Source organism: Paenibacillus sp. FSL H8-0260, assembly GCF_045040625.1.
Classification (GTDB): Bacteria; Bacillota; Bacilli; order Paenibacillales; family Paenibacillaceae; genus Paenibacillus_AQ; species Paenibacillus_AQ odorifer.
Genome location: NZ_CP150298.1, coordinates 3,083,264 through 3,110,110, shown reverse-complemented (window position 1 = coordinate 3,110,110; position 26,847 = coordinate 3,083,264). Strand labels below are relative to the sequence as shown.

The following is a 26,847-nucleotide window of genomic DNA, read 5'->3' as shown; positions in this document are numbered from 1 at the left end:
TAAATAATTTGGAGCTTCGCTTATCTCGTTTTATTATTCCGTCTGAGACAGTGATTTTGCTGCATTTTGTCTTAACCTCTGGGTCGCACGGTGCAGTAATGTCCCTACTACGGGAGGTCTTAGACCAAGCTCGCCTGCTATTTCCGCATAACTGTAACCAGAGTATCTAAGCAGAAGCGCTTGTCTATCCCTGTCAGGCAGCTCGTTCAACCATTCATGAACATCCTCCTGATCCAGCTTACTGATTAAGACTTCCTCTCCTGAAGGAGGTGATTCCCTCACTTCGTATAACTGTTCTTGTTTATTTTGCAGCCGCCGTTCCCTTGCTTTTTTGTCCAGATAATCATATCCAATACGAGTAAGGACTCTATGAAGCCAGGCACCCAGCGCTGCTGGATCATCTGGGGGGTTACGATACAATCTCAGAAAAACTTCTTGTGCCAAATCATCTGCTGCCGACTCATCACGAACCAAAGCGGTCAGCTTACGTCTGACAATAGGATAATGTTCATAGAATATTGCTTTAAAAATTTCAGATTCCGGAATTTCCATCTTGTAAATCCTCCTTATCAGCTGCAGCTATAAGTAAGACGACTATCAATGTATTTTTGTATCAAGATTACGTAAAAAAAGACAGCCCCTAAATTAATAAGGAAACTGTCTTCTAGTGTTTACCTAATTCGAATGTAACGATTAAGAATCTTTTTAGATAAAATACTCCGTTCCAGCCTAAGCTCCCAGAGCTGCTCTTTCCACTGAAACTGTTGCTCTGAATGTTCATTCTCCCGTAACTTCTCAAACAGGTTCATGATCATTATGTTAATGGCATCAAACCTTGACCAAAGTTCTATTACACTTTCTTCTTGTATCTGAGGACTTTCCGCTGCTGCACTAAGATTCTTTAAGCGCTCAATGATGTCAGCCTGCCACTGCCCATCTTTAATCGCCTTGGCGTAATTTAAAAGATCCAAATAATCATCGACTGACATGTGTACCGACTCCTTTGCTTACTTATACCAAGTATTATACTAGGCATTATCCATAAAGCAACCCTTTATCTCTGGACACAGCAAAAAAACAGGACTGGTATGAGAACCAGCCCTGTTTAATGATTTCAACATGATCAATTTAGTTATAAAAGCTTTTGAATATCATCTTTAATTTGCTCTGATTTTGGACCAAATACGATCTGAACAGCCCCTTGACCCAGTCTCATGACACCGGAAGCTCCGAGCTGTTTCAATGCGGAATCTTTAACGGCTTTTTCGTCATTAACAATCAGACGAAGGCGTGTGATACATGCATCGATATTGCGGATGTTCGATGGACCGCCGATGTTCTCAAGAATTTGAGCAGCTTTAGAAGACGATGAAGGCGTTCCATTACCTCCAGGTGGTGCTAACAGGCTTTCTTCATCATCATCTTCACGTCCAGGTGTTTTTAGCTTGAACAATGAGATAATAAAGCGGAATAGTACATAATACAAGACGAAGAATCCAAGACCCACAGGAATAAGTATCCATGCATTAGTAGACAGTTTCAGGTTTACAAGATAATCGATCAAACCTGCGGAGAAACCAAAACCAAGCTTAACATCTAAAATGTACATCAAGGCCATGGAGAATCCTGTTAATAAAGCATGAACTCCGTACAAGAGTGGTGCTACGAACATAAAGGAGAACTCAAGTGGTTCAGTGATCCCTGTTAAGAAAGAAGCAATGGCAGAACCGATGAAGATGGAAGCAACCATTTTACGTTTTTCCGGTTTAGCTGTATGAATAAATGCAAGTGCTGCCCCTGGAAGCGCAAACATCATAATTGGGAAGAATCCAGTCATAAACATCCCAGCAGTTTTATCTCCAGCGAAGAAGCGGTACAAGTCACCATGCACCAGTTCACCAGCTGCATTCGTAAAATCACCAATTTGGAACCAAGCAATCGTATTAAGCACGTGGTGAAGACCGAACGGAATCAGCAAGCGGTTAGCTGTACCGAAGATGAATGCTCCAACAGCCCCCAGTGACACAACCCAGTTCCCGAAGTCACTAATAACATCTTGTATCGGACTCCAGATCATACCCACAAATACAGCAAGAACCATCATAGAAGCTGCCGTAATGATTGGGACAAAACGTTTACCTGCAAAAAATCCGAGCCAATCAGGCATTTTTATATTGTGATATCTCTTGTATAAGAACGCTGCCCAAGCACCGGCAAAAATACCACCAAGCACACCCATGTTCAATACAACATCATCATTGATGAAAGAGAATTGAAGCGGTACGATAAGCAGAATCTTAGTCAGTACCATGTAAGAAATTACTGCTGACAAAGCTGCTACGGCGTCACCGGCAAATCCAATGGCAACCCCTACCGCGAAGATTAAGGCTAGGTTACCGAAGATCGCATTCGCTCCGGCGTTTAGAAATGGAGCAAAGTATTGATTCAGAAATCCACCAATGGTCGCTCCTAGCGGAATATCTTTTTCGTAGTTAAGCAAACCAAACCCTTGAAGAATAGCTGCCGCCGGCATGGTTGCAACAGGAAGCATTAACGACTTACCTAGTTTTTGTAGAAAAGCCAACATTTAAAATCATCCTTTCGGTTCAATAGTAGTAGTGCTCTATAAACCATTTACTTTGAAGCCACGGTAAGAATCAGATCCTGTCCTGCTGTAACCTGACCATAATGTCCGCTTACTTGAGGTGGATTCTCCTCTGTACTGGTCACGATTACAGGCGAAATTGTGTCACAACCTGCCGCGCGAATTACGTCCAGATCAAATTCGATTAGGGTTTGACCTGCTTTTACTTGATCTCCAGAGGTTATATGACTGACAAAACCGTTGCCCTTGAGGCTGACAGTATCGATTCCGATATGTAATAGCAATTGCATACCGGAGGAATGTTCCAGAATGACTGCATGACTCGATTTCACGATATGAGCAACCCTACCGTCAAAAGGCGCTTTCAAAATTCCTTCAGATGGTTTTATTGCAATTCCGTTACCCATATGACCGCCAGCAAAGGTTTCATCCGGAACCTGTGCTAGTGGAACTGACTCCCCGCTGATTGGTGCCATGATTTCGATGGTATGTTCAGTATGTTTCTCTTCTTTTTTTGATTTCCATTTGGAAAACATATGCTCCACTCCTCTTAAGATGTTAATTTGATTTCACTAAGGTCTGAAATAACCGGTGCAAATGCATGGCTAGAAAACATAGTTCTTCTTCCGGAATTTCGACCTCAAGCGATCTTTGCATTACTTTACCGAGCTTCTTAGCCAGCTTGTATTCCTCTTTGTATTCTTTCTTAATATGTTTCACAAAGGGATTATCTATTAGTGATCCTTTTAAAATACGTTCCAGCGAAAAACGCAAGTGGATCATTAATCGGATATGATTCATACTGCCGTGCTCAAAAGTTATCTTTCGTTCTTGCTGAATCATGTCTAGAAGCTCATTGACAATATTAGAGGCCTTGACTAACTGACCAACCGATACATTATTGACTGCTGAATACACATGATAAGTAAGAAATCCAATCTCATCTTCGGGGATTTGCACTTGAAATTCAGCATTGATTTTCTCCGATGCCTTGTAAGCGATCTCAAATTCCTTCGGAAATGACATTTTGGTTTCTTGCAAAAACGGATTAATAATATCCATCCCGTTGCGCAGACGGTAGATGGTGAACTGTATGTGGCTCGGGAGTGCCAGATAAATCTTGTCGTTTAACTTGTCAGGAAATTGACTTTGGATATCTGCAATTATCTCATCAGTTATTTTCATTACCTTAGGATCTATATCTTCCAGCAAAACTTGATATTGGCTCCAGGCTTCGCGATCTTCTAGACGAAACAACTTCTCAATCCGAGCATCATTTCCTTCGATCACACCAGAACCCTTCACTGCAAATCCAATACCTTTGCCAATGATGACATATTCCTTCCCGTTTTTGCTTCCCTGAACCATTACAACGTTATTCCCAATTACACGCTGTACTTGAAATTGCTCGATCTCTCGCGACAAGCTCATCACTCCTCTCCCTAATTATCGTCAAATTGGAACAAAAAAAGCCAAGAATTGTCTAATGGAAATAAAGACAATTCTTGGCTCATGCCCTTAACGGTAACACGCCACTAAAATATAAATGATCATTTATGAACATATCATAATTCATGAACTGCTAACTCGTCAATGGTAAATTTAGAAATGTCAAGCGGAGCTCCCATTATCCCAAACAGCGCCTTATAAAAATTCTTCCACGCGAGGAAGCTTATCTTTAAGCTGGCGGACGTTAGTTTCAAGCCTCAGAATAACCTCTTCCAATTCTTTTGGATCAATGCCTCGGGAAACAGGAACCTGGATAACCTCTGTTTTTGTTTCTGCCTTTAATTCCCGCATTTCCAGCTGCTGCTCTTGCCATTTATCCATCAGATCAGCTATCGTCGCATAGAAACGTTCGTAATCTTTGATTACGCTGTCCAGAAATGTATCTACTTCCTCCGCATCGTAGCCACGCAGCTTCATGCTGAATTCTTTTTCATGTATGGTTAGAGCGTCTAATGTGATGCCAAGTTGACTGAACAGCTTCCGCTGTTTGTCTAACCGGCGTTTCATATGTTCATCCATCTTTTGCTACCTCCAAGTATATACTGCAATCATCCGGCAGTAACCATTATAACAGGGTGAGAGCATCCTGAAAATATTACTATAGTTGCAGTTCTAATAGTTGTCCACAACAGCTTTATTCAAAATGCCTAAGCAGCGGTCAAGATCCGTCTTTACCTGCTTTTTATATAATTTTGCTTTTTCTTCTCCATCTGAGGTGAAATGGTAAAGTACGATTTCTTGAAAATCCACTTTAGGGTCATTGCCTTTCAGCTGCTTGGTACGATATAAAATCCCTTGCTGCACCAGCTCATGCAGGGCGCGATAGATTTCACTCTGTGGAGGGGAATAACCATGGGCTTTGAAATCCCGACGTAAATCCTCCAGCATTTGATATCCGTAACCGCGGTGTTGTTCTACCATTGTTATAAGATACACTTTGATAAACGCTCGTTGAGCAATCATAAACGCCATATAAACCCTCCTCATGTTGTAAATGTTGTTGGCTAATCTTTCCTTCTATTACTCTAGTATAAGCACTATTTTCCAACTTTCACAACCTGAAATTTGATAGAGGGTTCACTTATTACGTTGTTTATAGAGATTTGGTGGGATATAGGATGATTTATGTGGATGTGGGTAGGGAGAGCTTAGTTTTTTTGTGGTTTATTATTGTGAATTTTTCATATGATGAAATTATGGAATAAATGATTGTACATCGTTGATTTCGTAGAATGATCCTTGAAGAAGTAGGTCCACATGCTTCGGCACCCCCTCCCATTCTTTGTTTAATTTGATTCGTTTGGTTTGTTTGGTTTGTTTGGTTTGTTTGGTTTGATCAGTTTAGTTTGATCAGTTTAGTTTGATCAGTTGCTTGTTCGAGCTACTATCGGACCCAGTTGACTCTATTCGCTGCTTTTTCCCACTTTTGGTGTGCTATCGGACCTCATGGGCGCTATTGGCATAAAAAGTAACATATATACAGCTATTCTTGTGGAATAGCTGCACTGGTGTCCGATACTACTCTCAAATAGCAAAATATTTGCAAATAGCGTCTTTTGAGTCCGAAAGCTTCAGCGCGAACCAAACTCTATCTGGATCGGCAAGTTTCTGCGCGAAATAAACTCTATCTGAGGCCACATACTTCTGCATGATCCCCTTCCCACTCTTTGTTTAGTTTATTCAAGTTTGCTCGTTCGAGTTGCTATCGGACACAGTTGACTCCATTCGCTGCTTTTTCCCACTTTTGGTGTGCTATCGGACCCCATGGACGCTATTGGCATAAAAAGTAACTTATATACAGCTATTCTTGGGGAATAGCTGCACTGGAGTCCGAAACTACTCTCAAATAGCTAAATATTTGCAAATAGCATCTTTTGAGTCCGAAAGCTTCAGCGCGAACCAAACTCTATCTGGATCGGCAAGTTTCTGCGCAAACCAAACTCCATCTGGATCAATATACTTCAGCACGATACAAACTCCATCTGGACCCACATGCTTCTGCATGATCCTCCTCCCATTCTTTGTTTAGTTTGTTCAAGTTTGCTCGTTCGAGCTACTATCGGACCCAGTTGACCCTATTCGCTGCTTTTCCCCACTTTTGGTGTGCTATCGGACCCCATGGGCGCTATTGGCATAAAAAGTAACATATATAGAGCGATTCTTGAGGAATAGCTGCACTGGTGTCCGATACTACTCTCAAAAAGCTTAATATTTGCAAATAGCATCTTCTGGGTCCGAAAGTTTCTGCGTGATCCAAACTCTATTTAGATCGGCAAGTTTCTACGCAAAGCAAACTCTATCTGGATCCACATACTTCTGCACGATACAAACTCTATCTGAACCCGCATGCTTCTGCGCAAACCAAACTCTATCTGAGCCCACATACTTCTGCACGAAATAAACTCTATCTGAATCCACAGGCTTCAGCACGCTCCCCTCCCATTCTTTGTTTAGTTTGTTCAAGTTTGCTCGTTCGAGTTGCTATCGGACACAGTTGACTCTATTCGCTGCTTTTTCCCACTTTTGGTGTGCTATCGGACCCCATGGACGCATTGGCATAAAAAGTAACATAAATAGAGCGATTCTTGAGGAATAGCTGCACTGGAGTCCGATACTACTCTGAAAAAGCGAAAAATATGCAAATAGCGTCTTCTGGGTCCGCAAGCTTCAATAGAACATCAATTCGAACAGCAAAACGCAAAAAAGCGATCCTCCATGTATTGAAGAATCGCTTTTTAGGTAACTAATAAGTTCCACTTTGCCAAGTTCATTTTCTAAACGTCCTTCTCAGCTATAATCCCTGCGCCACTCCGCTTTCCAAGTAACCTCTCCTAAGCACTATTTCATAGCGTTTTTCTCCATAAATTCATCTTTCGTCAATCCAAACAAAAGTAAATCTAAATATTGTCCATTTGTATAAATAACTTTACGGCGCACGCCTTCTTGAACACAACCCACTTTTCTAAGCATAGCTGCTGAGGGTTCGTTACCTTCGAGCGCACATTCGTTAAACTTGTTTGAGTCTAAGCTCCAAAAAAGCATACTTCAACAGGATGTTGATAGCTCTTGTCCCATACCCCTTACCTCGATGGTCTCTATCCACTTGCACGCCTATACTGAACGTACAATTTTTTTCGTCTATGCTATTAAGATTTACTCCACCCACATATTCACCATTCAGATTTTCGATCGTAAACATCAGTCGCTGTGATGAGAATTCTGCAAATGTGAACAGATCTTAGTCTTATTTTCTCATCCTGCCAAAAATAATGACAGTAATCTATCTCTCTCATCTTATACCTCCGAGTCAATAATTTAGAGATTATGATAACACATCTACAGGATTATATTGGTATAGTATTTTTAAAATCAACTTTACGGTTAAAAAGCATAGTATTATATATTCATAAAATGCGAATCCCAAAATCATCTGAAATAGAGGTATATTCTATGCATGAATATCAATTGATTAGCGATTATAAACACATCGATAAATATAAGCTTAGCTTCAATTCTTTAGCCCAATCAATCTTTGGTATTGATTTTAAACCTTGGTATGATCAAGGGGGCTGGAATGACAAATATATTTGTTATTCCTTTATCGATGAAGATCACGTCATTGCGAATGCATCTATTAATAAAATGACTATTCTCATCAACAAAAAAGAATACAACGCCATCCAAATTGGGACGGTGATGACACATCCTGATTATCGTATGCAAGGCTTATCCCGAAAATTAATAGACCACATTATCGCTAAGTACGAACATGAATACGACTTCCTCTACTTATTTGCTAATGAGCGCGCTTTGGATTTTTATCCTAAATTCGGGTTTGAACGCATGCAAGAAAGCAGCTTTTCACTTAACGTTGCTCATCTTAGCAATCAGCCAACTACAACCTACTCTGTGCGGCCTTTATCTATAGGTAACCCTGTTGATTTTAGCATGATCAAAAATTTCGCGGTCAAAAGAACACCGGTATCCTCCGCGCTTAGCGTGATAAATAATGAACATCAGCTGCTGTTTTATTTTATTCTTCCTTTTCACGATTCCTTTTATTATATTGAAGAGGCTGACGTTATTGTGATCTTTAAACATGAGGATCATCAGCTTCATATTTTTGATATTATTAGTACAACAAGTTTTGATATCAACACAGTATTGAAAAGCATTATTTCTCCGGATACTGAAGTTATACATTTTTATTTCACACCAGATTATCCAATCGATCAAGTTAAGGCAGAATTAATTTCCCAGAGTGAAGATACCTTATTTATACGTCCGCTATTAAAAGAACTCCCTCAACATTTCATGTTTCCTATTACCTCTCATGCCTAGTTAACAAAAAAAAGGCTGCCATCTGGCAGCCTTTCTTAGTCGTGCATAGGAATATACATACTCTGTATCTCTTGTACTCCAGGGACAAATCCTAGATTTAAATAAACAGACTCCGCATCATTACCTTCCATGACATATAATCTTAGGATCGGATACTTATCTTTCAGGAGATTAAGTCCTCTTTTCAACATCCTTGTAGCAATCCCTTTTCCTCTGTAAGCAGGGATTACACCAATACTGTAAACTGCTGCGTAATCATCTTGTAAACCCAAAAGACAATTCGCAATTAGCTGTCCTGATTTCTTATCATACACAAGCGTTGACGCTGTCAGTAATTCTTCATTTGTGTAATTAGGTTCTTCACTTGGGATAAAATCTTCATAAGCGAATTTTTTTCTCCTTGTTGCCTCAAGACTTCCATCGAAGCTCGCAAAGTTACATTCGGCAATCTGCTCTTCAAGAATAAATCGTTTAGCGTCCATTCCATTATCTTCGATCTGAGGACTTTCAATCCTTAACTCTTTGTTCCATTCGACCTCAAAATAATCTGTAGGACGGTGCATCCAACGGCATCTGAACTCATCAGGCCAAAACCCCGCCCGCGCAAATAATTGAACCTGGTCTGGCAGAACCTCGAAGGTTTTTATAGGTTTTGTTCTATCTGACCAATAAATCAAAAGCTTTTTTAGTAGCTTCAGCACCACAAATGTATCATTATAAGGTGGAATAACAAATAAATGATATATCCGGTTAGGTGACATCCTTACCCCACCTATTTTAGACTCGCCTTTATAAATCCAAAAAGCGTTTCTTTGGGCAGAATTGAACCTTTCTTCTTTAAAAAAACCATTATATTGCATATTATAATAAATGGAACAATACAGTCCCCACTCTTCTGAGTCTGCCTTACGAATAGAATAATCATTATTTAAGTCATATGAAATCTCGTATTCAGACCATGCCATTAATTGCATTTACATTTCCTCCTCGCTAGTCCTATCACCTTCTGTATTCCATAGTATCACTTCTTAAAGTAAATGTTTGGTAATAAACTGTTATATTAATCTTTTGCCGATTTAAAGCAAATGCTTTTCTTTTATCTTAGAAACGGCTTTACCTGGTTTTTAACCTCTAACTTTTGATAAGCTTGACGGACCATCAGCATACGCGCGAGTGTGATTTGTTCGTATTCCCGGGCAACATTAGGTTTATCATTTGTACTAATATGCCTTTTCGTTAGCCATTCATCACCGCTACTTAACGGTCCTTGCGAGAACTGAATTCGAATATATGCAGCTTCCAGCAATCTTTCCCTGCCAGGAGAATGATATTGCTTAAGTTCCGCAATAGCTGTCTGCAAAACCTCCGCTGCATCTTCCACATGACCCATTGCTTTTAACATTTTAGCTTGCAAAATAACCCCTGGCACCCACACGCTCACATGCCTCGTGGAATTACACATAACAAGCGCTTTGTCCAGTTGGACATTTGCATCTTTAAGATGATTCCGTTCATAGAAAAGATCCGCCAAAAATACAAAACCATGTCCTTGTAACGTTTACTATAGATGCAAATCTCTCTGTGCCTTCCCTGTTTTGGTCCAATAGCTCAACGAACGTATCCACGTCCCCCTGATAAAATGCAACCGAAGCACGATACAGATCCAACCGCATTTGAATTACGGCTTGCTCTTTTTCCGGAATAATAAATTCCTCTTCCATGAAAAGTTCAACCTTTTGTAAGAAGCGTTTGGCATCATCTGATCGTCCAGCGACAGCCATCGAACCCGCTTGAAAATAAAACAAATCAGGGTGCACAATCTATTTTTGATCGGCAACTTATCTAATAAATCTAGCAATGAAGATTCATCGCCATCTTTGATAATTGAATTGAAAGGCCTATCCATACATGATGCAGAAAACGTATAATCCTCTGCCTCAAAAGCATGCTGGATAGCTTCCAAGACCAGCCCTTCCTGAAAAAGAGCGGAAGGCAAGAATCAAACCCGCTACCCATCCATCTGTTTTTTGCTCGAACAAAAATAACTCTTCTTGTGTAAGATGCTCGCTCAAGGATTGAGATTGCAGCTCATCTTTTTCGTCAAATGTAAACCTCAGATCATCGTTACTTAATTCTAGAAGTTCCTGTTGTGCTCTTAGGCGGGATAAGGCGAGTGGCGGGAGGGTTCTACTCAATATTACAAGCTTCACATTAGCCGGAAGATGTCCGATGAAAAAGCCCATACTTTCATGAATCGATTGATTCGTAATCGCATGATAATCATCCATTATAAGTGTAATAGAGCCTGGAAGAGAATGCAGATCGTTTAATAAAAGAGGAATCGCAGTTTCTACTGAACCGTCACGAACAGACTGGATAAACAAATCCAAGCGATTTAAAAAGGGGCGAAAGATTCTCTCAATTGCAGCATGCAAATTTAACCAGAACCGTACAAGATGGTTATCTGCAAGCTATGCAACCTCATCGGAATGAGTACGAGCCCATTCGGCCGCAAGTGTCGTTTTTCCAAACCCAGCTGAGGCGGCAATAAGCGTCACTTTGGCACGATTTTCATCCATGAGTTTAGACATTAATCTTATGCGCTGAACATAATAAGGAGCCTGTTTTAACCATCTATTAAGTAGTAACATAACATTCTAGCTTTCTGACATCCAATCTCAAAAAAAAGACCGCCAATGGGCAGCCTTTTTTCTAATATATTCTTGAGCATAACCAAAAAGCTGAACCCACTGCGATAATGCCTGCCATAGATACAAACAGGACATACCCTTTCTTTGTTCTAGTAACGGTGTGTTTATCATAAAACTCTGGTTTTCGAACGATTCCAAACCATAGATCAGCAATTAAATTCACGACTACTAAAGAAAAATTCTTTAATTTACTCATGTCATCTCTCCTTCTACATGTTTGGATTCATCTCTAACCTTTCAAGCTCTGAGCAAAACCTGACCTCCATGACGGGTATGATGGACTCCATCCGTAATCCATTCGAGCTTTTGTATTGGACGCTCCCCGTTCCCAGCCTTCTCTGCCCATATGCAAAGGAGGTCTAGGAGCTCCCAAGATTTCAGAAAAAACAGGCACCCAATCTATTCCTCGCGCAGGTTCATTGTCCACAATATTAACTGGACCAGAAGGCCAGTTCAGAGCAAGCGCCGCCGCGTTAGCTGCATCCTCCACGTGAAGGAATGACGTAACCGCTTCTGTTGCAGTCAGTCTCCCTTGTCGAATTTCTTCTGTCATTAATCCCGCAGTATCATACCAAGTCCCTTGGCCGTACAACATTCCGTACCGCAAAATCACATGATTAGGAATTTCTGCAACTGCCTTTTCAAGTGAGCGGATACCCTCAATGGTTCTCATCCGGGATTCAGAAGCATTAGTATCTAATGGAGTATTCTCCGTGGCAGGTCCCTCACCAGCTTCATAAGCCCAAGAGATACTTTGAGCAATAATCTGTTTAACCCCGTTTGTCAGTGAAGCATCGACAATATTTCGTGTTCCTTCTATTCTTATCCTTGAATTATCTGCAAAATTCCGCTGACTTAATGAAGTCAGCTGATGAATTACCACTTCAGGTTGGGCTGCTTGAATAGCCGCAAATATAGACTCACGCTCATACACATCCGCGATTACCGCTTGTGCCCCTAAGCTCTCAAGGATTGTTTTGTTTTCTTCTTTATGGGTCAGACCGATAACCTCATGCCCCGCTTGTAGTAACTTAGGAAGCAATGACCGTCCAATCACACCTGCAGCACCTGCAACAAAGATTCTCATCTATTCCCTCCTTTTCGCTGTGCTGTATCTTATGGCATAGCTAGAGACAAAGCATAATTTGAATGATTATCCATATGATACCACATATGCAAAAAAGACTACACCTCACAGACTATTGCTAAGAGGTGCAGTCTTTGATTTGTTTCATTTTATAAAGTGTTTCATCCAAAAATAGCAGCTTGTCTTTTATAAAGATCTTCCAATACTAAGCAAGCCATTGCTTCAACAACCGGCACGATTCTCGGACAGATACATGGATCATGTCTGCCCTCCGTTTTAATCTCAACTTCTTCACCATTCGTGTTTATGGTCTGTTGAGTAACAGAAATCGAGGATGTAGGCTTTACACTTATTCGAAAAATAATCTCTTCTCCTGTGCTGATTCCGCCTATAATCCCGCCGGAATGGTTACTAAGAAATCCATCCTTATTCATCGCGTCATTATGTTCACTTCCAAGCATAGAGGCCGCTTCGAATCCAGCTCCAAACTCTATTCCTTTTACAGCACCAATAGATAACATCGCTTTAGCTAACTCTGCATCCAATTTATCAAATACGGGTTCTCCAAGACCCGGAATAACCCCTCTAATCCGACACTCCACGATACCTCCGCAGCTGTCTCCAATCGAAGCTAAGTGTTCAATTTTTTTAATCATTTCAGCTCCAGCCTTAGCATCACAGGCGCGGACTGCATTTTGTTCAATAACATCTTCATCAAAGGTTTGACACTTAATCCCTCCGACCTCTTGCGTGTAGGCTAGTACCTCAACCCCTCTTCTTTCGAGCAGTTTCCGAGCGATCGCTCCGCCAGCTACTCTTGCCGCTGTTTCCCTGCCAGATGCCCGCCCACTGCCTCTATGATCGCGAATTCCATATTTCTGCAAAAAAGTATAATCCGCATGGCCGGGTCTAAATGAATGCTGAATATCGTTATAGGCCTCCGGTTTCATATCTTTGTTGTACAGAACTACAAAGAGTGGAGTTCCGGTTGTTTTCCCTTCGAATATTCCTGATTGTATTTGCACCACATCATATTCCTTACGCGGTGAAGTTACAGAGGACTGGCCTGGTTTCCTTCTATCCATCTGTTTTTGAATATATGCTTCATCAATTTCAACATTAGGTGTAACTCCATCCACTATGACCCCAACCGCTGCACCATGTGACTCTCCAAAGGTAGTAATCTTAAATACTTCTCCAAATGTGTTACCTGCCATAATATTCAAACCTCCATTGCCGACTCTTTTATTATTTATATATCCAAATTATAATAAGATTGTTGCAATTAATGAAATCACATTTTCAACAGACTGTCATAGAGGTGATCTATATCAAATTCTTTAACCTTGAATGGTATCGTATTTTTTTATATACGGCTCGTTACAAAAATCTAACAAAGGCTGCAAATGAATTGCATATTACACAGCCATCCGTAAGTTATGCCATTAAACAAATGGAGGATTCTTTAGGCCTCAAATTATTTCATCGTTTATCTAAAGGTGTAGAGCTAACCGAGGAAGGACGGGCGTTATTGGAATATGTTGAGCCCTCTTTAGTCATGCTGGATTCTGCACAAAAGCATCTTCATAATCTAAAGCAATTAAACGAGGGAGAAGTTCGGATTGGAGCAAGTGATTCCCTTATAAAAAATCTTTTGCTGCCGCAATTGAACGCATTCCACAAACAATATCCCGGCATACGAATTCGGCTATCACACGGAAAAACGCATGAGATCACCAAACGTTTGAAAGAAGGCGAAATAGACTGTGCGCTCGTCCATATGCCTATTGACGATCCACAATTAAGTATTCAGACGCTTGCCACCCTTGAGGATTGTTTTGTAGTGGGACGAGCCTTTCAGGAACTGGCAAACCGTTCGCTTACGGCAAAAGAACTTGCAGAGTTACCTTTTATTTTATTATCCCCAGAAAGCAGCACCAGACTGTTTGTTGATCATTGGTTTGCTGGTAAGGGGTTGTCCGTTAAACCAGATATAGAGCTGGGCAGCATCGATTTACTCTCTGAATTTGCAAGACTTGGTTACGGGGTAGCCTTTATTAGCCGTTCTTTTGTAATTGAGGAGATTCAAAAAGGAGAACTTTTCGAGTTGCAATTAGATGATCCCCCTCCACCCCGGAATATAGGCTTCGCAATCCATCGCGATATGAGGTTATCCGTGGCAGCTGATTCTTTCATCCGCATGCTTCGTATCCTTGATTAAGATCGTGCAAGGTAACAGCATATAAGGACACTGCGTAACGGGGCATGTGATTACCAACCATAAGGTCGCTGCGGAACGGGGCATGTGATTACCAACCATAAAGACGCTGCGGAACGGGGGGATTTCGTAGCTGCAAACCGGGGGCTTATGCTCAGTAGGATAAGGACACAGAGTCCGGGTGCGCTTACGTAGCAATACAAGGACACAGTGGAACGATGCACGTACGTAATAGTAAAAGGACTCTAGGGAACGGTGCATGTACGTCAGCGGAACGATAACCCTCCAACAAAGGTTACAGTGATCGGGTACGCATAGATAGCAGTACAAAGACAGCACGTGCGTTGCAGCATAAGGACTCTAGGGAACGGTGCATGTACGTCAGCAGAACGATGCCCCACCTGCAAAGGACACCGTGATCGGGCGCATACGTAGCAGTACAAAGACAGCACGTGCGTTGCAGCATAAGGACACTCCGAAACGATGCAGGAACGTAGTAGCAAAGGACACAGCGGACCTTAAACGCAATTTTATCCGATATTTGGAGCCCTATCGGACCCCATTGCAGCTATTGGCAAAAAAACAGGAAATAAGAGCCTCATTCTATAGAATAGCGTCCATGGAGTCCGAAATCCTGCTGCAAAGAGCAAAAATTAGCCAATAGCGTCATCTGGGTCCGTACCCCTCAGAAGAGGATGAGCAAAGGGGGATTCCGGGAGGCGCGATGGACTAAAAATACAAAAGGAGCGATTCTCCATTAAATCGGAGAATCGCTCCTTGTAACCTTTTACCGCTTTTAAAGCAGGTTATTATAATGTTATATTTTATCGCGGTTGTAGACTTCAGCCGTCCGATCCGCTCTGTTAGCCATCGAATTTCCTAGTCTAGTGTCTTCGTTATAGACGCCTTCGTAACGCTGAGTATTCAGCGAACGGTTACCGCGGAACACATCATGTGCTTGATAGCCGCGTCCATTATCATCGACTAGTACAAGGATTTTGCCGCTTTCCACATAACCTTCGTACTCTTTAGCCTCATCCTCAGGAATACCGAGTCCGATCAAGCCGCCGACTAATCCACCTGCGCCTGCACCAACTGCTGCACCTGTAAGGGTTGCAACTATAGGCCCTGCCGCCAGAATCGGTCCAATCCCCGGAATCGCCAAAGCTCCGATCCCTGCTAATAGTCCGGCAACGCCGCCAACTACACCACCTGTAGCAGCGCCTGTTGCTACTCCTTCTGGAGCTTTTGTGCCTGTATCCTCTGAGATGTTTCTAAGCTCATCACGATCACGTGTGATTACTGATATTTCATCATTATTAAATCCTTGATTGTGAAGTCCTTCAATTGCTCTGGTTGCTTCTTGTTCTGTGTCGAAAATACCTACGATTTTTTTAGTCACTTGAAGCCCTCCTTAGTAATTGTCTTCGCTAGTAATTACCCTTTAAACGGGAGACCAAACATCTAAGGAAAAATTTCAAGAGCATATGTAACCATAAATTATTTTACAGGGCGTGTACGATTAGTCGGAATAGCCTGTAATGGGTCATCTGGCCAATAGTGCTTCGGGTACCGTCCCTTCAGATCTTTTTTGACCTCAAAATAGGTCCCCCGCCAAAAACTTGCTAGATCAGAGGTTACCTGCACAGGTCGTCTAGCTGGTGACAAAAGATGCAGCAATACTGGCAATTTTCCCCCTCCAATTCGAGGTGTGTCCAGCTGTCCAAACATCTCTTGCAATCTTACTGCCAATACCGGGGCAGCAGGATTAGTATAATCTACAGGCACACGCGAGCCACTAGGAACAGATATATGTGTAGGTGCCTCCTTTTCCAGCATCTGCCGCTGATTCCAGTCTAACATCCCCTCAAGCGCTCGCGCTAACGGTACACGCTGAAGGTCGCGGAGGTTCCTCATACCTTGCAGATATGGCAAAAGCCATTCATCCAACGTAGCAATTAAAGCAACATCTGATACATCCGGCCAATCTGAACGTAAGGTATGCATAAACATCAAACGTTCGCGAAGCTGTATGGTTCCCTTCTCCCACGGTAGGATTTCAATGCCATCTGTAGCGATGACACTTAATAGTACATTTTCCATTTCTTCCGCGGAGGGTCTTTCATGTGAAGTTTCTTTTAAGACCAACGCGCCGAGCATTGTGCGACGACGTTTCTTCACACTTCCACTTTCTTTATCCCAATACACATCCGCTTCCTCGGTGATGCGGTCTGCATGATAGGAAAGCAGTTGTCCTTCTTCTATCTCAGCTGCCAGCATAATTGCGCCCTGTGTAGCGCGATCATCGATCGAAGCAGCTACGATATAAGATGACCGGGCCAGCGGTTGCCCTTCCCGCATGGCCGCCCCCCGACCGGAGGAGAGCAGAAACGCGCCATCGCCGCGTTTCTGCCCGATCCGGTCGGGATAGGCGAACGACAGAAGCAGCCCGCAGCGGCTGATGTCGTTCACGTTCTCGCCCGGCGCGGCTTGCAGCTGCGCCAGGAAATGGCGGCTCTCGCGCTGCACAGCGCGCAGAGCCGCCGGGTCCGCTCCGCCGCTATCAGCGGAGCGCTCGAACCGGAGCAGCGCCTCAACGCGGAGCGTGAGGTCGCAATCTAGGGCCGCGGGACCCTTGAAAAGGTCCCGCTCTTGCAGCAGCGCCGCCAGCCGGCAGGCGAGCGGTGCTGTGCCAAGCTCTGCCGCGCGCAGCAGCATATGCGCGGCTCGCGGGTGCGCGCCAAGCGCGGCCATGCTGTGGCCGTGCGGCGTAATAGCGCCGCCGGCGTCCAGCGCGCCGAGCTGGCGCAGCAGCGCGGTGCCCTGCGCAAAAGGCGCAGCGGGCGGCGCGTCAAGCCAAGATAGCGCGGCAGTATCGCGCACGCCCCACAGCGCCAGCTCCAAAGCGAGCTGCGCAAGGTCCGTCTGCATAATCTCCGGCACATTGTCATCCGGAAGTCGATTATGCTCCTCCTGACTCCACAGCCTGTAGCACACGCCAGGGGCTGTTCGTCCGGCACGTCCCCGCCGTTGATCCGCGGAGGCTTTCGATACCGGGACTGTCGTTAGACTTGGCATTCCTGTGCGTGGTGAGAATACCTGTGTACGGCGCTGCCCTGTGTCAATTACCGTTCGCACGCCTTCAATCGTTAGACTTGTCTCAGCGATAGAAGTCGCAAGCACTACTTTTCGTTCACCTTGAACAGATGCAGCCACAGCTGCATCTTGGATATTTTGTGGCAGCTGGCCATATAGAGGGCGAATTACCGTCTTCTCTGCCAAGCTTCCATTTTCCAACTCACTTTGAGTTCTGCGTATTTCTCTTTCCCCCGGTAAAAAGACGAGAATATCTCCGGGTTGTTCAGCAAGCGCACGTCTCACAGCAGCTGCAGCAGTTTTTTCCAGTGGAAAATTCCCAGTAGTTGGCACATAGATTGTTTCTACAGGATAGGTTCTGCCCGGACAATTTACTACAGGCGCATCCCCTAGTAAAGCAGACACCCGCTCACTGTCCAAGGTAGCTGACATGATAAGAATCCTTAGATCCTCCCGCAGCACAGCCTGTGCTTCCAGTGTAAGGGCAAGTCCCAAATCCGCATGAAGACTGCGCTCATGGAACTCATCAAAAATAACTAAACCCACATCACCCAAAGAAGGATCGCTTTGCAGCATTCTCGTTAATACTCCTTCAGTGACTACAACAATCCGCGTATTTTTGCCTACTTTAGTGTCATTCCGCATCCGATAACCTACCGTCTGTCCAACACTTTCACCAAGGCAGGATGCCATGTAAGTGGCGGCAGATCTAGCAGCAAGCCTTCTAGGCTCTAACATTAAAATGCTTTTACCCGCCATCCAGGGCTCGTCCAAAAACGCCGGAGGCGTTCCAGTTGTTTTGCCTGCACCCGGTTCAGCGATAAGTACAGCTGCCTGCGCAGTGTTAAGTATGTTTTTCAGGTCAGGAAGCACCTGTATAATCGGAAGCTGTTTCATTCTATCTCTCCATCGTCTATAATCATATGTTATAATTTTCCTTGAAGTTATCTTAGATCATTTTCATCATGTGTGAAAAAACCTTAAAGATCAAGACTTACCATTCATACCCTCTATAATATTAATAAGGAGACTTACTATGATATTCGTAACAAAAGCTACAATTTCAGATCTACCCATGCTCACCAAAATAGACAGCAAGATCATTGGCAATGAAAGCCGCAAATCGAAGATTGAAAAATATATCAATCATGAGCAGTGTTACGTAGCATCACATAATGGAACGTTTGTAGGATTTGCTTGCTACGATACCACCTTTTTCGAATGCTGTTTTATTCAGCTGGTCATTGTGGATCCTGAGTTCAGACGCCTAGGCATAGCCAAAACACTCCTTAGCTACATCGAGGAACAATGCCCCACCCCCAAGCTTTTCACCTCCACCAATAAATCCAATACGATCATGCAGCAACTATGTCTTTCTCAAGGGTTTGTTAAAAGCGGAGTCATTGAGAATTTAGATGAAGGCGATCCGGAATGGGTATATTTTAAACAAATTAGATGAGTATACATGTTTAGTTACACATAACAAGTAAAAAGGCAGCTCTTCTGTCTAAAACGACTAAGAGATGCCTTTTTATTTTACACTATTTATTCTGATGTCCAAATGAATGTAGGCATTTAGGCAGTAACTTAAGCAGCGTTATTCCTCTTCCTTTATCATCTGTTCGTGTATTTGAGCACTGTATTGCATAAAAGCAGGGTTACTATCCAAGCCGCGTTCACGTAATAACTCCTGTAGACGCAGTCTTTTCATAGACAGTTTTGACCGCAAAGCCTTGCCCTCACTGGTTTCTGCACTTCCGCTATTATGACAAGCCGCTAGCAATCCTTCCAACGTAACACATTCAGCTCGCAGAGAGATTTCCTCAGGCACCAGTCCGGAGTTCTTCATGATTTTAAAAGACATCCGCAATTCTTCCGGCACACCCGATAAATCCTCGAGCTCCAGCGGCTTGCCATGCCCAGGTAAATCTCGAAATTCCCCGTTACGCATAGACTCCTGAATCCGCTGCTCAGCTAACCAAGACATCATCCCCATATACGCAGCCTCCTTCACCAATACCACACTATTAACTACCCTGCCTAAGCAAAAGTAGATTTTACGGAATTGCGTTAATTTTAGCATAAGAGACTTAGGATTTGCATCAAGGTGCCGGAATGCTTTCTCAGATCTTTCCTATGCTGTTAACTATAGGGATGGCGAGCTATTTACTCAAATGCCCCTTACCCCTCCTCGCACAATTGAGCAGCTTGGAGGCTGTAACTATCGTACACAATGTATATTCTAAGTCCATAACCGCAATGTCAGCATACAATTGCCATCGTGAAATGTTTGGACCCAGGAGCTCTTGCTCGTATACTACATCCTTTATTACACATTCATTACCTCTTCGTCGCCATTGATCGTTCGAACCCAGCAGCTCTTGCTCGTATACTACATCCTTTGCATCTTCATTACATCTTCATTACATCTTCGGCGCCATAGATCGTTCGGACCCAGCAGCCCTTATTTCACTAATTTAGTCCATTTCGCTGTACTATCGGACTCAGTTGCACCTATTCGCTCAAATACGCCCTACTTTTGTTCAAAATCGCGGCATTAAGCGCTATGCGGTCCGATACTTCTAATAAACACACCAAAAACTCCAAATAGCTGCAATACAGTCCGATACATTAGCGAATCCACGCCTCCGCAAATCGTTCGGGCTCAGTAGCTCTTGCTCGTATACTACATCCTTTGCATCTTCATTACATCTTGGTCGCCATAGATAGTTCGGACCCAGCAGCCCTTATTTCACAAATTCAGGCTTATTCTCTCTGCTATCGGACTCAGTTGCACCTATTCGCTCAAATACGCCCTACTTTTGTTCAAAATCGCGGCAATAAGTGCTATGCGGTCCGATACTTCTAATAAACACACCAAAAACACCAAATAGCTGCAATACAGTCCGATCCATTAGCGAATCCAGGTCTCCGCAAACCGATCGAACCCAGTAGCTCTTGCTCATATACTACATCCTTTGTACCTTCATTACCTCTTCGTCGCCATAGATCATTCGGACCCAGCAGCCCTTATTTCGCTAATTTAGTCCTTTTCGCTCTGCTATCGGACTCAGTTGCACCTATTCGCTCAAATACGCCGTACTTTTATTCAAAATCGCGGCAATAAGTGCTATGCGGTCCGATACTTCTAATAAACACACCAAAAACTCCAAATAGCTGCAATACAGTCCGCAACGCCGATGCATCCTCGCTACCATGTAACGTGCGGACTCAGATGACCTTATTTCACAAATTCAGGCTTATTCTCTCTGCTATCGGACTCAGTTGCACCTATTCGCTCAAATACGCCCTACTTTTGTTCAAAATCACGGCATTAAGCGCTATGCGGTCCGATACTTCTAATAAACACACCAAAAACTCCAAATAGCTGCAATACAGTCCGATACATTAGCGAATCCACGCCTCCGCAAATCGTTCGGGCTCAGTAGCTCTTGCTCGTATACTACATCCTTTGCATCTTCATTACATCTTGGTCGCCATAGATAGTTCGGACCCAGCAGCCCTTATTTCACAAATTCAGGCTTATTCCCTCTGCTATCGGACACAGTTGCACCTATTCGCTCAAACACGCCCTACTTTTGTTCAAAATCGCAGCAATAAGTGCTATGCAGTCCGATACTTCTAATAAACACAGCAAAAACGCCAAATAGCTGCAATACAGTCCGCAACGCCGATGCATCCTCGCCACCGTAGATGCTACTGTTTACTTCCGCCATTCATCACGCACTTATCCCTGTCTTCACTCACTTTTCATCGTCATGCACACTTATCTCCTACATCACTCACTTTCTCCCGTCTTGCACACTTATCACCTTCATCACTCCCCTATCTTCGCCAACACTAACTCCGCGCCGTACGCAAATCAAGCTCGTGGATTTGCTTATGACCTTATTTCTCCCGCTATTTTATTACCCTCTATACCCTATAAGTTACGCTTCAGCCACACAGCCGGATCGTGCAATTCACACACGCGATTGCTATACTCTTTCTAATGAGCCTCAACTCAATAAAAAAAGGACTACCGCAGTAGTCCAAAGGAGAAATATAAATGTTAGCTAACATCCAAAAAAAAGATCAACATTATGTCGCTCGTTTCGAACGCCAGTTAAAGCATTCCGCAACTGAGATTTGGTCCTATTTGACCGAAAATGAGAAGCTTGCCTTATGGTTCTCTGAATTAAAAATCGAGGACCTGCGTGAAGGCGGACTTATAAAGTTTGATATGCAGAACGGAACGTTTGTGGATATGGAAATTACCGCGCTGCAGCATCAATCTATTTTTGAGTTTACTTGGGCTGAGGATCTTGTTCGTTTTGAGTTATACCCTAATTCAGAAGGCTGTTTACTCGTCTTGAACGAAACACTACAAACGCTTACCCCGCATACCCCACGTGATCTCGCTGGCTGGCATGTTTGTCTAGAAGTGATCCAGCATCTTTTGGAAGGCACGACGCTGAAGTCACGGAAAGACGAATGGAATAAATGGTACGAGCAATACCGGGGAGCGATCTCGAAATTAGGATAACAAGGACTCCGCGCCGTCAATTACGATTTGCGCACCTGTAATATGGATAGATTCATCCGAAGCCAGAAAAGCAACGAGATCAGCGACATTATCCGGCTTGCCCGGTCCATCTGCCAAGGGTTGCGCTCCATCAGGAAATTCAATCGGAATGACGATTGCTTCTACATCCTCGCTCATTTCAGTGGTTTCATCTATATTCGTAGCAATAGCCCCAGGGCAGATCACATTCACACGAATCTTAAACTTAGCAAGCTCGAGAGCTGCCATTTTGGCAAAAGCCACCTGTCCAGCTTTGGTAGTGCTATAAGTAGACCACCCAAAGCTGGCAAATCTAGTGTTCCCATTAATGGAACTAGTAATAATAATACTGCCCTTCCCTCTATCTTTCAGATGAGGAATAGTATATTTTAGAGTCAAAAAAGTCCCCGTCAAGTTCACCGACATCGTACGCTCCCAGTCGCTCAAGCTTAGTTCTTCTATCGGGCCCACAGCGCCATTAATTCCCGCGTTAGCGAATACTACATCCACGCCTCCGAATTGTTCCAGCGTACAACGTACGGCTTCCTCCATCTTTTTCTCATCCGAAGTATCTACCTCTATGGCCAGCGCACAATCTTTTCGAAGCTTATTAAGCTTTTCTGCCAAGGAAGAGGTTCTTTCAAGATTTAAATCGAACAATGCTACATTTGCACCTTCCCGCGCCAGCTTAATAGCGGTAGCACGGCCAATTCCCGAGCCCGCTCCGGTTATAATCGCTGTTTTTCCAATAAATCTTTGTTTCTTAGATATGTTTGGGCTCATATGTAATCTCTCCTCTAATGTCTGTAAGATAAGTACTATGGATCAAGATTACCCAAATAAACCTGTAATGGAATCATCTCGTTCATAAATCTTCAGAATTTAGGCACGCCGCACAAAAAAATCTCCCCATTCAATAAGATGAGCGGAGAGTTTGTTTCGAATATTTTGATTTTTTTGATTTTTTTGATTGTTTCGATGTTCGATGTTCGATGTTTCGATTATTTCAATTCAGTTATCCAGCTTGCGTACGTCCACTTTTACAGTTAGTGTGCCTGCTCCACCGCGATATACCCCTTTTACAGGTACTATATCTTTATAATCCCGTCCATGACCCAGCTTGATATAACGCCAGTTCACTTCAACATTATTCGTCGGATCAAAACCAAGCCAGCCCGTACCCGGAATATGGGTCTCCACCCAAGCATGTGAAGCCTGCTCGAAATTAGCATTGCTGCTCTGTAGATCACCGACAAAATGATATCCACTAACATATCTTGAAGGCAGACCTACACTGCGGCAGACAGCGATCATAAGATGAGCATAATCCTGACAGACACCCCGCTTAAGCTTCAGGGCTTTTTTTACCGTTGTATTTACGCTTGTTGCCTCAGGATCATAGGTGAACTGTTCATAAATCGTCGAAGATAACTTCAGAATCCATTCATACATATCCTCAGCTTCACTAAAAGGGTACTGAGAGGCGAACTCCACTAATTCAGGAGTCACCTCGGTATAACGTGTCGGCAAAATAAACTCAATATAACGGTTCTGAAACTTTTCATCATTTAATAGTTTAACTTGCTCTTCAAGGCTGGTTCGCGGAAGATCGGTACCCTGGGCTTTATCCAGCGTTACTACAGTAGCTTTCGTATGGATTACCATTTCCGTATGTGGCTTATTAACCGAATAGGCATGCACCCGATTACCGAAGAAATCCTCATACGTTAATAGATTAGCTGCCGGAGATACTTCAACCTCATGGTGATAACAGGATTGCCGATAGTTGGTGCGTGGGGTAAGCCTGATTTCATTGACACTGTCCGTAACCGGTTCTGGATAACTGTATGTGGTGGTGTGATTGATTTGAATCTTCATACAGATACTCCTTCTCGCCGAAAAAAGGCGCCCTCCATCGTTTTGCCCAATCTCTGGCAAGATATTACGAGTGATTGCAGCACATCTTCCACCAGTTCACCGGACATTTCCTCTTTCTCCATATAATCCAGCTCTGCTTTCAGCTTTCCTGCTTGACGGATGACCTTCTCATGACCTGAGCCTTTTTCTGAGGAATCTAATTCAAGTCTAGCTAAATGCTCTTCCAGCTGGTGAAAAGAAAAGCGGATCGAACGTGGAAATTTGGGATTTGCGATCAAAAAATCTAAAATGCTCTCCGGTGACATAGCATCTGCATAATAACGGCGAAACGCCTGATAACCACTTACCGATTTCAGCACAGCCTGTAACTGAATATAAATTGCATGAAGCTCTTTAAAACGGCAAGAGGCAATAACTGCCTGCAAAATACGCGTCGTATTCTCTGCCCGTTCCAGAAAACGGCCGCTCTCTATAAAATGCCATTCATTTCCCCTAAGCATTACGGATTGTTCTGCTCCTAGAAACATAGCCGCACGTTCCTTCACCTGCTGGTAGAAATGATGTGGGCCACTCATAATATCAGCGACTGACCGCTCCCCAAGCCATAGATTAAAGCTGTTGACGATATCCCATAGCTCACTTGGAAGATGCTGACGCAGTGTGCGAAGATTATTTCTAGCATGATGTACGCAAGAGAATAATGAATTCGAATTGCCCAAATCGAGTGTAATAAAGGATAACACGTCCTGTTCAGAAAAGGTTTCGAACTGCTGCAAATATTCACTTCGAACTCCTAATGCATCGATAAGCCTCGACCATTTATGTCCTTCTTCCTGAAAATCCTCTTCCTGCTGGATATGATAATGTACATTGATTAGCCGCGCATGATTCTCTGCCCTTTCAATATATCGGCCGATCCAGAATAAAGCCTCTGCATTTCGATTCAGCATCTTTAGCCACTCCTTTATCCTCCAAATTGATGCTGCATATTTTTGATTCACAATCAAGGCTTACAAGATAATAGATCAAGCCATAACCCAAGTATCCTTTACGCCACCGCCTTGCGAGGAATTCACAACCAGTGAACCTTCTTTCATAGCCACTCGTGTTAATCCACCAGGTATGACATGCGGCTTCCGGTCTGCGCCCATTAATACAAAAGCCCGAAGATCGATATGCCGGGGTGCCATAGTGCCTCCCGACAATACTGGCGCTCTGGACAAGGACATAATTGGCTGTGCCACATACCGGTCCGGATCGGCAATAATTTTCATTCGGAACTCGGCTAATTCTTCTTTGGTCGCCTCACTTCCGATCAACATCCCATATCCTCCGGATAATGAGGTTTCTTTAACAACCATTTCGGATAGGTTCTCAAGAACATACAGGCGTTCATCGGGTCTGGACAACAAATACGTCGGCACATTACCAAGGATCGGCTCTTCATTCAGATAATAACGAATCATATCCGGTACATAGACATACATCGCTTTATCATCTGCAACACCGGTTCCCGGCGCATTAGCAATCGCTATGTTGCCTGCCCTATACGCATTCATAAGTCCTGCCACACCCAGTAAAGAATCAGGTTGAAAAGCTAGCGGATCAATGTAATCATCATCCAACCGACGATACAGCACATCCACGCGACGCAGTCCGTTCATTTCTTTCAGATATATTTTGTGATCCTTTGTTACCAAATCTCGTCCTTCGACCAAATGTATACCCATCTGCTGTGCCAAAAAAGCATGTTCATAATATGCAGAATTGTATTCTCCAGGCGTTAGGAGTGCTATAACCGGATCTGACCTTCTTGAAGGAGATAGACTACGAAGCACAGATAAGAAGCGATTTAAGCTATGATCTACATCTCGGATGGAGCTGGCAAAGGACAATTCAGGAAACAATTGATTCATAAGAGTTCTGCCTTTAAAAAGATAGGAAAAGCCGGAGGGTGTTCGCAGGTTGTCTTCAAGTACATAATAATGCCCATCGTGGTGGCGGATCAGATCGATTCCTGAGGTGGTGATATAAGCTCCACCGGGCACTCGCAGACCTGACATTTCTGGCCGGAAGTAACAGTTGGAAATAATCATACGCCTAGGGACGATGCCATCTTTAACAATGTATTGCTCATGGTAAATGTCATGAATGAATAAATTCAAAGCTGTGATACGCTGAATAATTCCAGCTTCTAGCCTCTCCCACTCATTCTTAGGGATAATACGTGGAATCATATCGAAGGGGATCGTTCGCTCCATAGGATGATCCTGAGCCGGGTTATAAAGCGTAAAGGTAATTCCTTCTTCCATCATCCTACGCTGCATTAAATTTTGCTTCCCTTGCAGCTCTTCGGAGCTCATTCCGGAAAACATGCGATTCACATGTCTGTAGTGCGGCCGGACATTCCTCTTATCAGCATACATTTCATCGAAAAAATGCTGTAATGGATACGGAGACAGACCTGGCAGAGGATCTAATTTGGACATGAGCCCGACTCCTTTCGATAGATGTAATCTTTATTAACAACTTATACTTTCATTTCAGAAAACACCCATGAAAATATTGGTTTATATTCTCATAATACGTAAATCCACTCGTTCATGTCAACATATATAACAGAGAAATGTGATTCCGGAGATATTTGTATTTTTTGGAATCGCTTCCTTTCTCTCTTATATAGGTTGCCGGAGATGAAATGTAGATTCATCATTGAATTGTATGCAGGAAGTGTGACAAGCATTACTGTTATGAATTTTTCATATAATGTATTTTTTATATAGTTGCCTGAGGATGTGGATTCATTGAGTATGGTATAATTTGTTGCGATGGGAGAGT

The 26,847-nt window shown here is 43.2% G+C and carries 30 protein-coding genes; 4 read left to right on the top strand and 26 right to left on the bottom strand.

The window, feature by feature from the left end:
* Positions 1-33: 33 nt before the first annotated feature.
* The 9 genes from MHI51_RS13830 to MHI51_RS13790 all read right to left on the bottom strand — a co-directional run bounded on the left by MHI51_RS13830 (position 34) and on the right by MHI51_RS13790 (position 7,313).
* Positions 34-552 carry a sigma-70 family RNA polymerase sigma factor gene (locus MHI51_RS13830; RefSeq protein WP_076301889.1) on the bottom strand — a complete coding sequence of 173 codons (519 nt, stop codon included), beginning with the start codon at positions 550-552 and terminating at the stop codon, positions 34-36.
* Between the two features lie 119 nt (positions 553-671).
* Complete coding sequence (locus MHI51_RS13825) at positions 672-989, bottom strand: hypothetical protein (protein ID WP_405173959.1); 318 nt, start codon at positions 987-989, stop codon at positions 672-674.
* A gap of 143 nt (positions 990-1,132) precedes the next feature.
* Positions 1,133-2,587: an N-acetylglucosamine-specific PTS transporter subunit IIBC gene (gene nagE / locus MHI51_RS13820; protein ID WP_036686675.1), complete on the bottom strand. Its 1,455-nt coding sequence runs from the start codon at positions 2,585-2,587 to the stop codon at positions 1,133-1,135.
* 47 nt (positions 2,588-2,634) lie between these two features.
* Positions 2,635-3,141 carry a PTS glucose transporter subunit IIA gene (locus tag MHI51_RS13815; RefSeq protein ID WP_076126158.1) on the bottom strand — a complete coding sequence of 169 codons (507 nt, stop codon included), beginning with the start codon at positions 3,139-3,141 and terminating at the stop codon, positions 2,635-2,637.
* 22 nt (positions 3,142-3,163) lie between these two features.
* Positions 3,164-4,036, bottom strand: coding sequence for a PRD domain-containing protein (locus MHI51_RS13810; RefSeq protein ID WP_076126156.1), 873 nt, complete (start codon positions 4,034-4,036; stop codon positions 3,164-3,166).
* A gap of 213 nt (positions 4,037-4,249) precedes the next feature.
* Positions 4,250-4,633: a DivIVA domain-containing protein gene (locus MHI51_RS13805; RefSeq protein ID WP_036686669.1), complete on the bottom strand. Its 384-nt coding sequence runs from the start codon at positions 4,631-4,633 to the stop codon at positions 4,250-4,252.
* Between the two features lie 93 nt (positions 4,634-4,726).
* The gene (locus MHI51_RS13800) at positions 4,727-5,086 is read right to left on the bottom strand and encodes a helix-turn-helix transcriptional regulator (protein WP_036686667.1); all 360 of its coding nucleotides are present in this window, start codon (positions 5,084-5,086) and stop codon (positions 4,727-4,729) included.
* Positions 5,087-5,956: 870 nt separating this feature from the next.
* Positions 5,957-6,118, bottom strand: coding sequence for a hypothetical protein (locus tag MHI51_RS13795; protein WP_179087443.1), 162 nt, complete (start codon positions 6,116-6,118; stop codon positions 5,957-5,959).
* A 1,003-nt stretch (positions 6,119-7,121) separates the two neighbouring features.
* The gene (locus tag MHI51_RS13790; protein ID WP_405173958.1) at positions 7,122-7,313 is read right to left on the bottom strand and encodes a GNAT family N-acetyltransferase; all 192 of its coding nucleotides are present in this window, start codon (positions 7,311-7,313) and stop codon (positions 7,122-7,124) included.
* Positions 7,314-7,564: 251 nt separating this feature from the next.
* Between MHI51_RS13790 and MHI51_RS13785 the strand changes: the two genes are divergently transcribed.
* Positions 7,565-8,455 carry a GNAT family N-acetyltransferase gene (locus tag MHI51_RS13785; RefSeq protein WP_076275735.1) on the top strand — a complete coding sequence of 297 codons (891 nt, stop codon included), beginning with the start codon at positions 7,565-7,567 and terminating at the stop codon, positions 8,453-8,455.
* 35 nt (positions 8,456-8,490) lie between these two features.
* On the opposite strand, the gene MHI51_RS13780 is transcribed toward MHI51_RS13785, so the two are convergent.
* The 8 genes from MHI51_RS13780 to aroC form a co-directional block, all read right to left on the bottom strand.
* Positions 8,491-9,429: an N-acetyltransferase gene (locus tag MHI51_RS13780; RefSeq protein ID WP_076301885.1), complete on the bottom strand. Its 939-nt coding sequence runs from the start codon at positions 9,427-9,429 to the stop codon at positions 8,491-8,493.
* A gap of 122 nt (positions 9,430-9,551) precedes the next feature.
* Complete coding sequence (locus tag MHI51_RS13775) at positions 9,552-9,986, bottom strand: hypothetical protein (protein ID WP_405173957.1); 435 nt, start codon at positions 9,984-9,986, stop codon at positions 9,552-9,554.
* The gene (locus MHI51_RS13770; protein ID WP_405174085.1) at positions 9,967-10,176 is read right to left on the bottom strand and encodes a hypothetical protein; all 210 of its coding nucleotides are present in this window, start codon (positions 10,174-10,176) and stop codon (positions 9,967-9,969) included. Before MHI51_RS13770 ends, MHI51_RS13775 begins: the two co-directional genes overlap by 20 nt.
* A complete protein-coding gene (locus MHI51_RS13765) occupies positions 10,134-10,418 on the bottom strand; it encodes a hypothetical protein (RefSeq protein WP_405173956.1) in 285 nt (94 codons plus the stop codon). The genes MHI51_RS13770 and MHI51_RS13765 overlap by 43 nt, the downstream gene beginning before the upstream one ends.
* A complete protein-coding gene (locus tag MHI51_RS13760; RefSeq protein WP_139329842.1) occupies positions 10,393-10,890 on the bottom strand; it encodes a hypothetical protein in 498 nt (165 codons plus the stop codon). Before MHI51_RS13760 ends, MHI51_RS13765 begins: the two co-directional genes overlap by 26 nt.
* 277 nt (positions 10,891-11,167) lie before the next feature.
* The gene (locus tag MHI51_RS13755) at positions 11,168-11,362 is read right to left on the bottom strand and encodes a hypothetical protein (RefSeq protein WP_076126143.1); all 195 of its coding nucleotides are present in this window, start codon (positions 11,360-11,362) and stop codon (positions 11,168-11,170) included.
* A 33-nt stretch (positions 11,363-11,395) separates the two neighbouring features.
* Positions 11,396-12,253: an NAD-dependent epimerase/dehydratase family protein gene (locus MHI51_RS13750; RefSeq protein ID WP_405173955.1), complete on the bottom strand. Its 858-nt coding sequence runs from the start codon at positions 12,251-12,253 to the stop codon at positions 11,396-11,398.
* 161 nt (positions 12,254-12,414) lie between these two features.
* A complete protein-coding gene (gene aroC / locus MHI51_RS13745; RefSeq protein WP_076126139.1) occupies positions 12,415-13,470 on the bottom strand; it encodes a chorismate synthase in 1,056 nt (351 codons plus the stop codon).
* A gap of 71 nt (positions 13,471-13,541) precedes the next feature.
* Here aroC and MHI51_RS13740 point away from each other — a divergent pair, with 71 nt between their 5' ends.
* Positions 13,542-14,474: a LysR family transcriptional regulator gene (locus MHI51_RS13740; protein ID WP_076308077.1), complete on the top strand. Its 933-nt coding sequence runs from the start codon at positions 13,542-13,544 to the stop codon at positions 14,472-14,474.
* An 814-nt stretch (positions 14,475-15,288) separates the two neighbouring features.
* Here the strand turns inward: MHI51_RS13740 and MHI51_RS13735 are convergent.
* The gene (locus MHI51_RS13735; protein WP_076126136.1) at positions 15,289-15,873 is read right to left on the bottom strand and encodes a general stress protein; all 585 of its coding nucleotides are present in this window, start codon (positions 15,871-15,873) and stop codon (positions 15,289-15,291) included.
* A 98-nt stretch (positions 15,874-15,971) separates the two neighbouring features.
* Complete coding sequence (hrpB, locus tag MHI51_RS13730) at positions 15,972-18,464, bottom strand: ATP-dependent helicase HrpB (protein ID WP_405173954.1); 2,493 nt, start codon at positions 18,462-18,464, stop codon at positions 15,972-15,974.
* Positions 18,465-18,603: 139 nt separating this feature from the next.
* Here hrpB and MHI51_RS13725 point away from each other — a divergent pair, with 139 nt between their 5' ends.
* Complete coding sequence (locus MHI51_RS13725) at positions 18,604-19,026, top strand: GNAT family N-acetyltransferase (protein WP_405173953.1); 423 nt, start codon at positions 18,604-18,606, stop codon at positions 19,024-19,026.
* Between the two features lie 138 nt (positions 19,027-19,164).
* Here MHI51_RS13725 and MHI51_RS13720 read toward each other — a convergent pair whose 3' ends face one another.
* From MHI51_RS13720 to MHI51_RS13710, 3 genes are all read right to left on the bottom strand, one after another.
* On the bottom strand, positions 19,165-19,563 hold the full coding sequence (locus MHI51_RS13720) for a DnaJ family domain-containing protein (protein WP_076218040.1): 399 nt from the start codon (positions 19,561-19,563) through the stop codon (positions 19,165-19,167).
* Between the two features lie 820 nt (positions 19,564-20,383).
* On the bottom strand, positions 20,384-20,533 hold the full coding sequence (locus MHI51_RS13715; protein ID WP_179087673.1) for a hypothetical protein: 150 nt from the start codon (positions 20,531-20,533) through the stop codon (positions 20,384-20,386).
* A gap of 627 nt (positions 20,534-21,160) precedes the next feature.
* Complete coding sequence (locus tag MHI51_RS13710) at positions 21,161-21,304, bottom strand: hypothetical protein (protein ID WP_179086966.1); 144 nt, start codon at positions 21,302-21,304, stop codon at positions 21,161-21,163.
* Positions 21,305-21,636: 332 nt separating this feature from the next.
* Between MHI51_RS13710 and MHI51_RS13705 the strand changes: the two genes are divergently transcribed.
* Entirely contained in the window at positions 21,637-22,113 is a 477-nt protein-coding gene (locus MHI51_RS13705; RefSeq protein ID WP_076275747.1) for an SRPBCC family protein, read from the top strand.
* Here the strand turns inward: MHI51_RS13705 and MHI51_RS13700 are convergent.
* The 4 genes from MHI51_RS13700 to MHI51_RS13685 all read right to left on the bottom strand — a co-directional run bounded on the left by MHI51_RS13700 (position 22,105) and on the right by MHI51_RS13685 (position 26,498).
* Positions 22,105-22,914, bottom strand: a complete 810-nt coding sequence (locus tag MHI51_RS13700; RefSeq protein WP_405173952.1) for an SDR family oxidoreductase — start codon at positions 22,912-22,914, stop codon at positions 22,105-22,107. The two genes, MHI51_RS13705 and MHI51_RS13700, sit on opposite strands and share 9 nt — an antisense overlap.
* Positions 22,915-23,142: 228 nt before the next feature.
* Complete coding sequence (locus tag MHI51_RS13695; protein WP_076126126.1) at positions 23,143-24,009, bottom strand: transglutaminase family protein; 867 nt, start codon at positions 24,007-24,009, stop codon at positions 23,143-23,145.
* Positions 24,006-24,959 carry an alpha-E domain-containing protein gene (locus MHI51_RS13690; protein WP_076126125.1) on the bottom strand — a complete coding sequence of 318 codons (954 nt, stop codon included), beginning with the start codon at positions 24,957-24,959 and terminating at the stop codon, positions 24,006-24,008. Before MHI51_RS13690 ends, MHI51_RS13695 begins: the two co-directional genes overlap by 4 nt.
* Positions 24,960-25,034: 75 nt before the next feature.
* Entirely contained in the window at positions 25,035-26,498 is a 1,464-nt protein-coding gene (locus MHI51_RS13685) for a circularly permuted type 2 ATP-grasp protein (protein ID WP_036686502.1), read from the bottom strand.
* Positions 26,499-26,847 lie beyond the last annotated feature (349 nt).

What these genes read in the sequence shown, in the direction of transcription:
- MHI51_RS13830 (WP_076301889.1), bottom strand. Translation starts at nt 552, where the DNA reads ATGGAAATTCCGGAATCTGAAATTTTTAAAGCAATATTCTATGAACAT.
- MHI51_RS13825 (WP_405173959.1), bottom strand. Translation starts at nt 989, where the DNA reads ATGTCAGTCGATGATTATTTGGATCTTTTAAATTACGCCAAGGCGATT.
- nagE (WP_036686675.1), bottom strand. Translation starts at nt 2,587, where the DNA reads ATGTTGGCTTTTCTACAAAAACTAGGTAAGTCGTTAATGCTTCCTGTT.
- MHI51_RS13815 (WP_076126158.1), bottom strand. Translation starts at nt 3,141, where the DNA reads ATGTTTTCCAAATGGAAATCAAAAAAAGAAGAGAAACATACTGAACAT.
- MHI51_RS13810 (WP_076126156.1), bottom strand. Translation starts at nt 4,036, where the DNA reads ATGAGCTTGTCGCGAGAGATCGAGCAATTTCAAGTACAGCGTGTAATT.
- MHI51_RS13805 (WP_036686669.1), bottom strand. Translation starts at nt 4,633, where the DNA reads ATGGATGAACATATGAAACGCCGGTTAGACAAACAGCGGAAGCTGTTC.
- MHI51_RS13800 (WP_036686667.1), bottom strand. Translation starts at nt 5,086, where the DNA reads ATGGCGTTTATGATTGCTCAACGAGCGTTTATCAAAGTGTATCTTATA.
- MHI51_RS13795 (WP_179087443.1), bottom strand. Translation starts at nt 6,118, where the DNA reads ATGCAGAAGCATGTGGGTCCAGATGGAGTTTGTATCGTGCTGAAGTAT.
- MHI51_RS13790 (WP_405173958.1), bottom strand. Translation starts at nt 7,313, where the DNA reads ATGTTTACGATCGAAAATCTGAATGGTGAATATGTGGGTGGAGTAAAT.
- MHI51_RS13785 (WP_076275735.1), top strand. Translation starts at nt 7,565, where the DNA reads ATGCATGAATATCAATTGATTAGCGATTATAAACACATCGATAAATAT.
- MHI51_RS13780 (WP_076301885.1), bottom strand. Translation starts at nt 9,429, where the DNA reads ATGCAATTAATGGCATGGTCTGAATACGAGATTTCATATGACTTAAAT.
- MHI51_RS13770 (WP_405174085.1), bottom strand. Translation starts at nt 10,176, where the DNA reads ATGGAAGAGGAATTTATTATTCCGGAAAAAGAGCAAGCCGTAATTCAA.
- MHI51_RS13755 (WP_076126143.1), bottom strand. Translation starts at nt 11,362, where the DNA reads ATGAGTAAATTAAAGAATTTTTCTTTAGTAGTCGTGAATTTAATTGCT.
- MHI51_RS13750 (WP_405173955.1), bottom strand. Translation starts at nt 12,253, where the DNA reads ATGAGAATCTTTGTTGCAGGTGCTGCAGGTGTGATTGGACGGTCATTG.
- aroC (WP_076126139.1), bottom strand. Translation starts at nt 13,470, where the DNA reads ATGGCAGGTAACACATTTGGAGAAGTATTTAAGATTACTACCTTTGGA.
- MHI51_RS13740 (WP_076308077.1), top strand. Translation starts at nt 13,542, where the DNA reads ATGAAATCACATTTTCAACAGACTGTCATAGAGGTGATCTATATCAAA.
- hrpB (WP_405173954.1), bottom strand. Translation starts at nt 18,464, where the DNA reads ATGAAACAGCTTCCGATTATACAGGTGCTTCCTGACCTGAAAAACATA.
- MHI51_RS13725 (WP_405173953.1), top strand. Translation starts at nt 18,604, where the DNA reads ATGATATTCGTAACAAAAGCTACAATTTCAGATCTACCCATGCTCACC.
- MHI51_RS13720 (WP_076218040.1), bottom strand. Translation starts at nt 19,563, where the DNA reads ATGGGGATGATGTCTTGGTTAGCTGAGCAGCGGATTCAGGAGTCTATG.
- MHI51_RS13715 (WP_179087673.1), bottom strand. Translation starts at nt 20,533, where the DNA reads ATGAGCAAGAGCTACTGGGTTCGATCGGTTTGCGGAGACCTGGATTCG.
- MHI51_RS13710 (WP_179086966.1), bottom strand. Translation starts at nt 21,304, where the DNA reads ATGGCGGAAGTAAACAGTAGCATCTACGGTGGCGAGGATGCATCGGCG.
- MHI51_RS13705 (WP_076275747.1), top strand. Translation starts at nt 21,637, where the DNA reads ATGTTAGCTAACATCCAAAAAAAAGATCAACATTATGTCGCTCGTTTC.
- MHI51_RS13700 (WP_405173952.1), bottom strand. Translation starts at nt 22,914, where the DNA reads ATGAGCCCAAACATATCTAAGAAACAAAGATTTATTGGAAAAACAGCG.
- MHI51_RS13695 (WP_076126126.1), bottom strand. Translation starts at nt 24,009, where the DNA reads ATGAAGATTCAAATCAATCACACCACCACATACAGTTATCCAGAACCG.
- MHI51_RS13690 (WP_076126125.1), bottom strand. Translation starts at nt 24,959, where the DNA reads ATGCTGAATCGAAATGCAGAGGCTTTATTCTGGATCGGCCGATATATT.
- MHI51_RS13685 (WP_036686502.1), bottom strand. Translation starts at nt 26,498, where the DNA reads ATGTCCAAATTAGATCCTCTGCCAGGTCTGTCTCCGTATCCATTACAG.